The sequence below is a fragment of the Bacillus sp. SJ-10 genome, assembly GCF_002843505.1.
Lineage (GTDB): Bacteria > Bacillota > Bacilli > Bacillales > Bacillaceae > Bacillus > Bacillus velezensis.
Genome location: NZ_CP025258.1, coordinates 1,969,719 through 1,981,612 on the forward strand (window position 1 = coordinate 1,969,719; position 11,894 = coordinate 1,981,612).

Here is an 11,894-nt window from a genome sequence, read left to right on the forward strand (position 1 = left end):
AGAGATTAAAATGGTAAAAGTATATTATAACGGTGATATCAAAGAGAACGTATTGGCAGGTAAAAAAGTAGCGATTATCGGTTACGGTTCACAAGGTCATGCACACGCGCTGAACTTAAAAGAAAGCGGAATTGATGTCATTGTCGGCGTCAGACAAGGCAAATCATTTACACAGGCCCAAGAAGACGGTCATAAAGTCTTTTCGGTAAGAGAAGCGGCTGCCCAGGCTGATATCATTATGGTTCTTCTTCCGGATGAACAGCAGCAAAAAGTATATGAATCTGAAATCAAAGATGAATTGACGGCGGGCAAGTCATTGGTATTCGCACACGGATTTAACGTCCATTTCCATCAGATCGTGCCTCCTGCTGATGTGGATGTATTCCTTGTCGCCCCTAAAGGACCTGGACACCTTGTCAGAAGAACATATGAACAAGGCGCGGGCGTACCGGCATTGTTTGCCATCTACCAGGATGTATCAGGCGAAGCGAAAGATACGGCTCTTGCTTATGCAAAAGGAATCGGCGGAGCGCGTGCGGGCGTTCTTGAAACAACATTTAAGGAAGAAACGGAAACGGATTTGTTCGGTGAGCAGGCTGTTCTGTGCGGAGGTTTAACAGCGCTTGTCAAAGCGGGTTTTGAAACGCTGACAGAAGCCGGCTACCAGCCTGAACTCGCATACTTCGAGTGTCTGCACGAACTGAAGTTGATCGTAGACTTGATGTATGAAGAAGGATTGGCGGGCATGAGATACTCTATCTCCGATACGGCTCAATGGGGAGACTTTGTATCAGGACCGCGCGTAGTCGATGCGAAGGTAAAAGAATCGATGAAACAAGTATTAACGGATATTCAAAACGGTACATTCGCAAAAGAATGGATCGTGGAAAACCAAGTGAACCGTCCTCGTTTCAATGCGATCAATGCAAGTGAAAACGAGCATCAGATTGAAAAGGTCGGCAGACAGCTTCGTGAAATGATGCCGTTTGTCAAACAAGGCAAAAAGAAGGAAGCGGTGGTCTCCGTTGCGCAAAATTAATGTTTTCGACACGACCCTTCGTGACGGTGAACAATCCCCCGGGGTCAACCTCAATTCCCGGGAGAAACTGGCGATAGCCAAGCAGCTTGAAAGACTCGGGGTGGACATTATTGAAGCGGGATTTCCCGCTTCATCCCGAGGTGATTTTTTAGCCGTGCAGGAAATCGCAAGAACGATTAAAAATTGTTCGGTAACAGGGCTTGCCCGATCTGTCAAAGGTGACATCGACGCAGCCTGGGAAGCGCTGAAAGACGGGGCCAGCCCGCGGATTCACATCTTTATCGCCACCTCTGACATTCATCTGAAGCATAAGCTGAAAATGACGCGGGAAGAGGTTAAGGAAAAAGCGGTTGAAATGGTGAAGTATGCAAAAGAACGCTTTCCGATCGTTCAATGGTCAGCAGAAGACGCATGCCGCACCGAACTTCCGTTTCTGGCTGAAATCGTAGAAAAAGTGATTGATGCCGGCGCGAGCGTCATCAACCTGCCGGACACTGTAGGTTACCTGACGCCGGCTGAATACGGAAACATCTTTAAATATATGAAGGAACACGTTCCGAATATCGGCCGGGTAAAGCTTTCAGCCCATTGCCACGATGATCTCGGAATGGCGGTTGCCAACTCACTTTCGGCAATTGAGAACGGCGCAGATCAAATTGAATGCGCCATTAACGGCATAGGAGAAAGAGCCGGGAACGCCGCGCTAGAGGAAATCGCCGTTGCGCTTCATGTCAGAAATGACGCGCATCAAGCCGATTCATCCCTCAATCTTCATGAATTGAAGCGGACGAGTGATCTTGTCAGCAAACTGACGGGCATGGCCGTTCCCCGCAATAAAGCAATCGTCGGAGATAACGCTTTCGCACATGAGTCCGGCATTCACCAAGACGGTTTCCTGAAAGAAAAATCAACATATGAAATCATTTCACCGGAACTTGTCGGCGTGACTGCTGATGCGCTCGTACTCGGAAAGCATTCCGGACGCCATGCGTTCAAAGACCGCCTGAATGCGCTTGGATTCCAGTTTGATAGTGAGGAAATCAATAAATTTTTTACGATGTTTAAAGAACTGACCGAAAAGAAAAAAGAAATCACCGATGATGACTTGATTTCTCTTATTTTAGAAGAAAAAGTGACGGACAAAAAAATCGGCTATGAATTTTTGTCTCTGCAAGTGCATTACGGGACGTCTCAGGTGCCGACTGCAACAGTCTCTTTAAAAAATCAGGAAAACGAACAGCTGATTCAAGAGGCGGCAACGGGGGCGGGCAGCGTAGAAGCCGTTTATAATACGCTCGGGCGCTGCATCGATAAAAATATTGAACTGACAGACTACCGCATCCAATCCAACCGGAAAGGCGAAGACGCGCTGGCTCAAGTTTTTGTCAGAGTGACCGTGAACGGAAAAGAAACATCAGGGCGGGGAATCGCGCAGGATGTTCTGGAAGCTTCTGCTAAAGCTTATCTGAACGCCGTGAACCGGCAGTTGGTGCTGGATTGCAATTTAGACGGATTAAAGAGACAGACTGCGGTCGGCTCGTAATAGAAAGGAGAACGTTTGATTTGAAAAAACGCATTGCTTTGCTGCCCGGTGACGGAATCGGACCGGAAGTGGCGGAATCAGCGGCAGATGTATTGAAAAGCGTTGCCGAACAATTCGGACATGAATTTGAATTTGAAAACGGGCTGATCGGGGGAGCGGCTATTGACGCCCATCAAAACCCCCTTCCTGAGGAGACGGTGGCTCTTTGTGAAAGATCCGACGCCATCCTGCTCGGGGCAGTCGGCGGGCCGAAATGGGACCAAAATCCTCCAGAGCTCAGACCGGAAAAAGGCCTGCTTGGCATCAGAAAAAAACTCGGCCTGTTTGCCAATCTGCGTCCCGTGACCGTATTTGAAAGCCTGTCTGAGGCGTCTCCGCTGAAAAAAGAATATATCAGCGGCGTCGACTTTGTAATCGTCAGGGAACTGACGGGCGGCCTCTACTTCGGAGAACCGAGCAGACAGTATGTCAATGAAGCGGGAGAAAAGGAAGCGGTCGATACCCTTTTTTATAAGAAAGAAGAAATCGAACGCGTTGTAAGAGAAGCCTTTAAGATGGCTGCCGGCAGAAAAGGAAAAGTGACGTCCGTCGATAAGGCGAATGTGCTTTCTTCAAGCAGGCTATGGCGGGAAACAGCGGATGAAATCGCAAAAGAATTTCCTGATGTGACGCTTGAACATATGCTTGTCGATAATGCCGCGATGCAGCTCATCTATGCTCCGAGCCAGTTTGACGTCATCGTAACTGAGAATATGTTCGGCGATATTTTAAGCGATGAAGCCTCCATGCTGACAGGCTCGCTCGGCATGCTGCCGTCAGCCAGTTTATCAAGTTCAGGTCTTCACTTGTTTGAACCCGTGCATGGATCTGCGCCTGACATCGCCGGTAAAGGGATGGCCAATCCGTTTGCGGCGATTTTATCAGCGGCGATGCTTTTGAGAACATCTTTCGGACTTGAAAACGAAGCTCAGGCGGTGGAAAAGGCGGTCGCAAAGGTGCTTGCAGACGGCAGCCGTACACGTGATATCGCCCGGGACGGCCAATATGCCGGAACGCATGACATTACTGAAAAAGTAAAAGCCGCATTAGCCGGCTCGAATACAAAATCTATAGTGTGACGCTTTAAAGAAAGCGGTCTTAGTTCATAGGTAGAGGGAGGAAACAAAGATGATGCCTCGAACAATCATCGAAAAGATTTGGGATCGGCATGTTGTAAAAAGCGGTGAAGGAAAACCCGACCTTCTCTATATTGATCTGCACCTAATTCATGAGGTGACGTCTCCTCAGGCGTTTGAAGGGTTAAGGCAGAAGGGGAGAAAGGTCAGACGGCCGCAGAACACATTCGCGACGATGGACCACAATATTCCGACCGTCAACCGTTTTGACATTAAAGATGAAGTCGCAAAGCGCCAAGTAACCGCGCTTGAACGGAATTGTGAGGAGTTCGGCGTCCGTCTTGCGGATCTTCACAGCGCAGACCAGGGAATCGTTCACGTGGTCGGGCCTGAGCTTGGTCTGACACTTCCGGGAAAAACGATCGTTTGCGGAGACAGCCATACATCGACTCACGGCGCGTTCGGAGCGCTTGCCTTCGGTATCGGCACAAGTGAGGTGGAACATGTTCTTTCCACACAGACATTATGGCAGCAGCGGCCGAAAACGCTTGAAATCCGCGTTGACGGAACGCTCCAAAAAGGAGTGACCGCGAAGGATGTCATCTTGTCGGTCATCGGAAAATACGGGGTGAAATTCGGTACCGGATATGTCATTGAATACACCGGGGAAGTATTCAGAAACATGTCTATGGACGAACGCATGACGGTCTGCAATATGTCAATAGAAGCGGGAGCACGGGCGGGACTGATCGCTCCAGATGACACGACGATTGAATATTGTAAAAACCGTAAATACGCGCCAAAAGGCGAGGAATTTGAAAAAGCCGCCGCAGAATGGAAAGCGTTACAAACCGATCCGGGCGCCGTATACGATCATTCCATCGTGTTAGACGGCAGCGAGATTTCTCCAATGGTAACATGGGGCGTCAATCCCGGCATGGTTCTTCCGGTCGATGCCCAAATACCGGCGCCGGAAACCATTGATTCTGAAGACGGTAAAAAAGAAGCCATCCGCGCGTACGAATACATGGGAATCGCACCGAATCAAAAAATTGAAGATATTAAAGTCGAGCATGTGTTTATCGGCTCCTGTACAAATTCGCGGATGACCGATCTTCGCCAGGCTGCGGATATGATCAAAGGCCGAAAAGTCGCTGACAGCGTCAGGGCCATTGTGGTGCCGGGTTCTCAAAGCGTGAAACAGCAGGCCGAGGAAGAAGGGCTGCACCGCGTGTTTCTCGAGGCCGGATTTGAATGGAGAGAATCAGGCTGCAGCATGTGCCTCAGTATGAACAATGATGTCGTGCCTGAAGGGGAACGATGCGCTTCCACCTCCAACCGCAACTTCGAAGGCAGACAGGGAAAAGGCGCGAGAACACACCTTGTCAGTCCGGCGATGGCGGCAATGGCAGCCATTCACGGGCATTTCGTCGATGTAAGAAAGTTTTATCAAGAAAAAACAGTTGTGTAAGGAGTGCGCGAAAAGATGGAACCTTTAAAAACGCATACGGGAAAAGCGGCCGTCTTAAACCGGATCAACGTCGATACGGACCAGATTATTCCGAAACAGTTTTTGAAAAGAATTGAAAGAACCGGATACGGCAGATTCGCGTTTTTTGATTGGAGATACCTTGAGAACGGTGAGCCTGATCCTGAATTTGAATTAAACCGCAAAGTCTATGAAGGCGCGTCCATATTAATTGCCGGAGAGAATTTCGGCTGCGGATCATCCCGTGAGCACGCTCCTTGGGCGCTGGATGATTACGGCTTCAAAATCATCATTGCTCCGTCATTTGCCGATATTTTTCATCAAAACTGTTTTAAAAACGGTATGCTTCCCATCCGTATGCCGTATGATCAGTGGAAAAAACTCGCCGGTCAATATGAAAATCAGTCTCTTAATATGACGGTTGATTTGGAAAACCAGCTCATTCACGACAGTGAAGGAAAAGAGATTTCATTTGAAGTCGATCCGCACTGGAAGGAAATGCTGATTAACGGTTATGATGAAATTTCATTAACGCTTCTGCTGGAGGACGACATTCAGCAGTTTGAATCGAAAAGAAGTTCATGGCTTCAAGCCTGAAAAAAGCCGCCCGGCATCTGTCCGGCGGCTTTTTTTACCGTGCGCACCATCCTTTCTTGTGTTTCCTGACGTGTGTTGATACACTTGAACAAAATAGCGCCTGAAAGGAAATAAAGTATGACGCATGACAAGAAAAAAGCTGATATCATTCCTTTCCCCCGTCTGAAAGAACGCTTGGTTGATAAAGGGATGGCCGCCATGAAGGATAAACAGTATCAGGAGGCCCTCGAACTGTTCTCAGAGGCGGTAAGCCACGGTGATACCGAGTCCGACGTACATTTAGGCATGGCGATTTGTTTTCTGGAACTCGGGGAATTGGAAGAAGCAAAACAAGTTTGCGAGAAAATGCTGAATGAAGGGTACGGCCATTATTTTACCGTACTGCAGGTGTACATGACCATTTTAATTCAGCTGAAACAATATGAAGAAGTCAAAAGCACAATTGAAGCTGTGCTGGAAGAAAATCAGCTGCCCGCAGAAAGTGCGGAGCAATTCTACCGGCTGCTCGAATTCAGCCGCAAAATGACCGATCCCGACCAGCAGGATGAAGCATGGGAGGAGGAATACGAGGACATTCTTGATGCGGAAAAAGTGCTGAACAGCCCCGCTGAACAAATGAATCTGATTCATTCTCTTAAAGACCGCAATATTGCAAAATACACGGGTCTCTTAAAAACAATTCTTCAAGATCCGGCCGCGCATCCGCTTATCAAGACGATAATTTTGACGCTGATGGCGGAGCATGACTACAGCAAGCCGGTCCATATTACAAAATTCGGCGATTCAATGACCGCGGTTCCGGGTGAAACGGTTCAGCCTGATGCGGCTCCGATTTTGCATCGCGTTCTCCGGGTGCTTGATGAAACGCTAGGCAATGAAAACCCTACATTATACGCTGCCGTCGAGGAGCTGTGGAGAAGGCATCTGTACGTCCTGCACCCTTTTATGCCGAAGTTTTTGAACGCAGATTTATGGGCGGCGGCGCTTCATAAGGTCGGTTACGAGATGCACGGCATTGACATTGAGCCGGAGGAACTTCATATGATGTACGAGTTTGACAGCCGCGAACTCGAAGAAGCCTGCACGATGATTAAGGATATTGAAGAAATTTCTTATTTGTAAATCACGCCATATAGTTGAAAGCGGTAGGCGTTATGTTATAATATAGTGGTTGTATTTATGTATAGCGGTTTAACTGAAATGAGAATTACGGTTGGACAGGCTGCCAGTTCATTACATAATGATTCTGATTCAAAGCGGTTTTTTCTTTGACAAAGCCGCGGATTGCTTTAGAATGGAAGACCGACACAACCTGAATAGATTTTTGGAGGGAAACACATGTCTGTAAAATGGGAAAAACAAGAAGGCAACGAAGGCGTATTAACGGTTGAGGTTGATGCGGATACGTTCAAAACAGCTCTTGATGATGCATTTAAAAAAGTAGTAAAACAGGTTTCTATTCCTGGATTCCGCAAAGGGAAAGTTCCCCGCGGTTTATTCGAACAGCGTTTCGGCGTTGAAGCTCTTTACCAGGATGCTTTAGATATTTTACTTCCTGTAGAATACCCTAAAGCGGTTGAAGAAGCCGGCATTGAGCCTGTAGACCGCCCTGAAATCGATGTTGAAAAAATCGAAAAAGGCGAAAGCTTGATTTTCACTGCAAAAGTGACTGTAAAACCGGAAGTGAAACTTGGCGACTACAAAGGCTTAGGAATCGAAAAAGATGACACTGCCGTTACTGACGAAGATGTGCAAAACGAACTTAAAGCGCTTCAAGAGCGTCAGGCTGAGCTTGTCGTGAAAGAAGAAGGCGCTGTTGAAAACGGCGATACAGTCGTTCTTGACTTCGAAGGTTTCGTTGACGGCGAAGCGTTTGAAGGCGGAAAAGCTGAGAACTACTCACTTGAAGTAGGATCAGGTTCATTCATCCCGGGCTTCGAAGAGCAGTTAACAGGCCTTGAAGCAGGCGCTGAAAAGGATGTTGAAGTAACATTCCCTGAAGAGTACCACGCTGAAGAGCTTGCCGGAAAACCAGCTGTTTTCAAAGTGAAAATTCATGAAATCAAAGCGAAAGAGCTTCCTGAGCTTAACGACGAATTCGCAAAAGACATTGACGAAGAAGTTGAAACGCTTGCTGAATTAACTGAGAAAACAAAAAAACGCCTTGAAGAAGCAAAAGAAAACGAAGCTGACGCTAAATTGCGTGAAGAGCTTGTTCTGAAAGCATCTGAAAACGCTGAAGCTGATGTTCCTCAAGCGATGATCGACACTGAGCTTGACCGCATGCTGAAAGAATTCGAACAGCGTCTGCAAATGCAAGGCATGAACCTTGAGCTTTACACTCAATTCTCAGGCCAAGACGAAAACGCGTTAAAAGAGCAAATGAAAGAAGATGCCGCAAAACGCGTAAAATCAAACCTGACTCTTGAAGCGATCGCTCAAGCAGAAAACCTTGAAGTAACGGACGAAGAAGTTGAAGCTGAGCTGACTAAAATGGCTGAAGCTTACAACATGCCGGTTGAAAACATCAAGCAGGCAATCGGTTCAACTGACGCGATGAAAGAAGATTTAAAAGTTCGAAAAGCAATTGATTTTCTTGTAGAAAACCGTTAATATGGTTCATAATAATAGACATAATAAAACAGGGCGCGATTAATTCGTGCCTTGTTTTGTACAATTATGATATAACTCTTTTTCTTGGGGCAAGATAGTCATTGCCGGGCTGTTTTTCGTCATACATATAGAATGTGCAAGTGCGAAACACATTGTTACCGTCTTACTGGAAAGTATGGTAAAATGCAATACATACTCGATCGTAGCAAGAACCGTTTTCTTTTGCCCTTCAGGTAAAAGAAAAAGTGAGACAAGATTAAGGGGTGAAAGAATGTTTAAATTCAACGAGGAAAAAGGACAATTGAAATGCTCGTTCTGCGGAAAAACGCAAGATCAGGTTCGTAAGCTGGTTGCAGGACCGGGTGTATATATATGCGACGAATGTATCGAGCTCTGTACAGAAATCGTAGAGGAAGAGCTTGGTACGGAAGAAGAAGTCGAATTTAAAGACGTTCCGAAGCCGCAGGAAATCCGTGAGATTCTGAATGAATATGTCATCGGACAGGATCAGGCGAAGAAATCACTTGCGGTTGCGGTATACAACCATTACAAACGCATCAATTCCAACAGTAAAGTGGATGATGTCGAGCTTTCTAAAAGTAATATTTCTTTAATCGGGCCGACTGGAAGCGGGAAAACACTTCTTGCCCAGACGCTTGCGCGTATTCTGAACGTGCCGTTTGCGATCGCGGACGCTACATCTCTGACTGAAGCCGGATATGTCGGTGAGGACGTAGAGAACATCCTCCTCAAGCTGATTCAGGCAGCAGACTATGATGTGGAAAAAGCAGAAAAAGGCATTATTTATATCGATGAAATCGATAAAGTAGCGCGAAAATCTGAAAATCCGTCCATTACACGCGACGTATCAGGCGAAGGCGTTCAGCAGGCGCTGCTGAAAATTCTTGAAGGAACGGTTGCAAGCGTGCCGCCTCAAGGAGGACGCAAACATCCTCATCAGGAATTCATCCAGATCGATACGACGAACATTCTGTTCATTTGCGGCGGTGCATTTGACGGCATTGAACAAATCATCAAACGCCGTCTCGGACAAAAAGTCATCGGCTTCGGCTCAGATAATAAAGCGGCAGACCTGGAAAAAGAAGAACTGCTTTCTAAAGTTCTTCCGGAAGACTTGCTCCGTTTCGGGCTGATTCCTGAATTCATCGGCCGTCTTCCTGTCATTGCAAGCCTTGAGCAGCTTGACGAAACGGCACTGGTTGAAATTCTGACTAAACCGAAAAACGCACTCGTCAAACAATACAAGAAAATGTTAGAACTTGATGATGTCGAGCTTGAATTTGAAGACGAGGCATTATCTGAAATTGCGAAAAAAGCGATCGAGCGTAAAACAGGCGCACGCGGCCTGCGTTCTATCATTGAAGGCATCATGCTTGACGTCATGTTTGATCTGCCGTCCCGCGATGATATTGAAAAATGTGTCATTACCGGAGCGACAGTCGCAGACGGTGAAGCACCGCGTCTTGTATTAAAAGACGGCACAGTTGTCGGCCAAGATAAAACATCAGCATAACATGACAAAACCTCCTGACCCGAATTGATCAGGAGGTTTTTTTCTTGTCCTGACCCTTCTGAAAATGTTTATTCCGGGCTTTGCTGGGAGATACTAGCGGACAGAGGAATGAATTGGATACATAAATCGTTTTTTCAGGAGGGACCAGCATGAGTTGGACAGGGATCGCATTATTTGTACAGCTGTTTTTCGGGATAGTCATCGGATTATACTTTTGGAATCTGCTCAAAAACCAGCGTACACAAAAAGTGACGATAGATAAAGAATCAAAAAAAGAAATGGAACAGCTGCGCAAAATGCGCGCCATCAGTTTATCAGAACCTTTATCAGAAAAGGTGCGGCCGAAAAGCTTTCAAGACATTGTCGGCCAGGAAGACGGAATTAAAGCGTTAAAAGCAGCACTTTGCGGACCGAACCCGCAGCACGTCATTATTTACGGTCCTCCGGGAGTCGGTAAAACGGCTGCGGCGCGGCTGGTATTGGAAGAAGCGAAAAAACATAAACAGTCACCGTTTCAAAAGCAGGCTGTATTTGTTGAACTTGATGCGACGACCGCGCGGTTTGATGAACGGGGGATTGCCGATCCGCTTATCGGTTCAGTGCATGATCCGATTTATCAGGGAGCGGGAGCGATGGGCCAAGCAGGCATTCCGCAGCCGAAACAGGGGGCTGTGACCCATGCTCACGGCGGGGTATTGTTTATTGATGAAATCGGCGAGCTTCATCCGATTCAGATGAATAAAATGCTGAAGGTGCTTGAAGATCGAAAAGTATTTTTAGACAGTGCGTATTACAGTGAAGAAAATACGCAAATACCGAATCACATTCATGATATTTTTCAAAATGGGCTTCCGGCAGATTTCCGTTTGATCGGAGCGACAACGAGAATGCCGAATGAAATTCCGCCGGCCATCCGTTCGCGCTGTCTTGAAGTATTTTTCCGCGAGCTGGAAAAGGATGAACTTAAAATCGTTGCGAAAAAAGCAGCCGACAAAATTCAGAAAGAGATTTCTGACGAAGCTCTCAGTGTGCTGACCGCATATACGAGAAACGGACGTGAAGCCGTCAATATGATCCAGATCGCCGCCGGCATGGCGGTGACTGAGGACAGACAAGAAATTACGACAGAAGATATAGAATGGGTTGTTCATTCCAGTCAGCTTACACCTAAAAATGAGCAGAAAATCGCCGATGAACCGCAAGTCGGCATCGTGAACGGACTTGCTGTCTACGGGCCGAACAGCGGCGCATTGCTGGAAATTGAAGTGAATGTCACACCTGCGCAGGACAAAGGAAGCCTGAATATCACGGGAATTGCAGAGGAAGAAAGCATCGGCAGCCAATCGAAGTCGATCCGCCGCAAAAGCATGGCGAAGGGATCTGTGGAAAATGTTCTGACGGTTCTGCGCACAATGGGCATCAAACCTTCAGACTATGACATTCACGTCAATTTTCCGGGCGGAGGCCCGATTGACGGACCTTCAGCAGGTATCGCGATGGCCGCGGGGATTTTTTCCGCGATTCACCGCATCCCGATCGACCATACGGTGGCGATGACGGGAGAAATCAGCCTGACGGGGCTTGTCAAACCGATCGGCGGCGTCATTCCGAAAATTAAAGCCGCAAAACAGGCCGGAGCAAAAACGGTCATTATCCCATATGAAAATCAGCAGTCCATTCTGAAACGAATAGACGGAATCACCATTAAAGCGGTAAAAACGTTCCAGGAAGTGCTTGACGTCATATTGGTTGACCCTCCTTCAGAACAAAAACCGTTTGATATCCAAATGAATAAAGAATCCGTATAAACCCCATTTTTATAATGGGGTTTTTTTATGGAGGACATCTTTTCCTTTTTCAGAACAGAAAGAAAGGGTATACTACGAAGAGACTGTTTTATATACAGGGCAGGCGGATAAGCCGATTTTGCCCGATCCCGGAATTGTACAACGATGAAAAAGTTG

Annotated in this window: 9 protein-coding genes; all 9 read left to right on the forward strand. The window is 47.0% G+C overall.

What is annotated here, in order from left to right; genetic code table 11:
* The first annotated feature begins 10 nt into the window (after positions 1-10).
* Entirely contained in the window at positions 11-1,039 is a 1,029-nt protein-coding gene (gene ilvC / locus CXL14_RS10085) for a ketol-acid reductoisomerase (RefSeq protein ID WP_014418562.1), read from the forward strand.
* Positions 1,026-2,582: a 2-isopropylmalate synthase gene (locus CXL14_RS10090; protein ID WP_021494398.1), complete on the forward strand. Its 1,557-nt coding sequence runs from the start codon at positions 1,026-1,028 to the stop codon at positions 2,580-2,582. Before ilvC ends, CXL14_RS10090 begins: the two co-directional genes overlap by 14 nt.
* Before the next feature lie 20 nt (positions 2,583-2,602).
* The gene (leuB, locus tag CXL14_RS10095) at positions 2,603-3,700 is read left to right on the forward strand and encodes a 3-isopropylmalate dehydrogenase (RefSeq protein ID WP_014418560.1); all 1,098 of its coding nucleotides are present in this window, start codon (positions 2,603-2,605) and stop codon (positions 3,698-3,700) included.
* A 49-nt stretch (positions 3,701-3,749) separates the two neighbouring features.
* A complete protein-coding gene (gene leuC, locus CXL14_RS10100) occupies positions 3,750-5,168 on the forward strand; it encodes a 3-isopropylmalate dehydratase large subunit (RefSeq protein ID WP_014418559.1) in 1,419 nt (472 codons plus the stop codon).
* A 15-nt stretch (positions 5,169-5,183) separates the two neighbouring features.
* A complete protein-coding gene (gene leuD, locus CXL14_RS10105) occupies positions 5,184-5,783 on the forward strand; it encodes a 3-isopropylmalate dehydratase small subunit (protein WP_007408146.1) in 600 nt (199 codons plus the stop codon).
* Positions 5,784-5,900: 117 nt separating this feature from the next.
* A complete protein-coding gene (ddcA, locus tag CXL14_RS10110) occupies positions 5,901-6,905 on the forward strand; it encodes a DNA damage checkpoint antagonist DdcA (protein ID WP_014418558.1) in 1,005 nt (334 codons plus the stop codon).
* A gap of 216 nt (positions 6,906-7,121) precedes the next feature.
* Complete coding sequence (gene tig, locus CXL14_RS10115; protein WP_003152618.1) at positions 7,122-8,396, forward strand: trigger factor; 1,275 nt, start codon at positions 7,122-7,124, stop codon at positions 8,394-8,396.
* Between the two features lie 271 nt (positions 8,397-8,667).
* Positions 8,668-9,930 (forward strand): ATP-dependent protease ATP-binding subunit ClpX, encoded by a 1,263-nt coding sequence (gene clpX / locus CXL14_RS10120; protein WP_007408149.1) that lies wholly within the window; start codon positions 8,668-8,670, stop codon positions 9,928-9,930.
* 149 nt (positions 9,931-10,079) lie between these two features.
* Positions 10,080-11,738, forward strand: coding sequence for an ATP-dependent protease LonB (gene lonB / locus CXL14_RS10125; protein WP_014418557.1), 1,659 nt, complete (start codon positions 10,080-10,082; stop codon positions 11,736-11,738).
* Positions 11,739-11,894 lie beyond the last annotated feature (156 nt).

What these genes read in the sequence shown, in the direction of transcription:
- leuC (WP_014418559.1), top strand. Translation starts at nt 3,750, where the DNA reads ATGATGCCTCGAACAATCATCGAAAAGATTTGGGATCGGCATGTTGTA.
- tig (WP_003152618.1), top strand. Translation starts at nt 7,122, where the DNA reads ATGTCTGTAAAATGGGAAAAACAAGAAGGCAACGAAGGCGTATTAACG.
- ilvC (WP_014418562.1), top strand. Translation starts at nt 11, where the DNA reads ATGGTAAAAGTATATTATAACGGTGATATCAAAGAGAACGTATTGGCA.
- lonB (WP_014418557.1), top strand. Translation starts at nt 10,080, where the DNA reads ATGAGTTGGACAGGGATCGCATTATTTGTACAGCTGTTTTTCGGGATA.
- ddcA (WP_014418558.1), top strand. Translation starts at nt 5,901, where the DNA reads ATGACGCATGACAAGAAAAAAGCTGATATCATTCCTTTCCCCCGTCTG.
- clpX (WP_007408149.1), top strand. Translation starts at nt 8,668, where the DNA reads ATGTTTAAATTCAACGAGGAAAAAGGACAATTGAAATGCTCGTTCTGC.
- leuD (WP_007408146.1), top strand. Translation starts at nt 5,184, where the DNA reads ATGGAACCTTTAAAAACGCATACGGGAAAAGCGGCCGTCTTAAACCGG.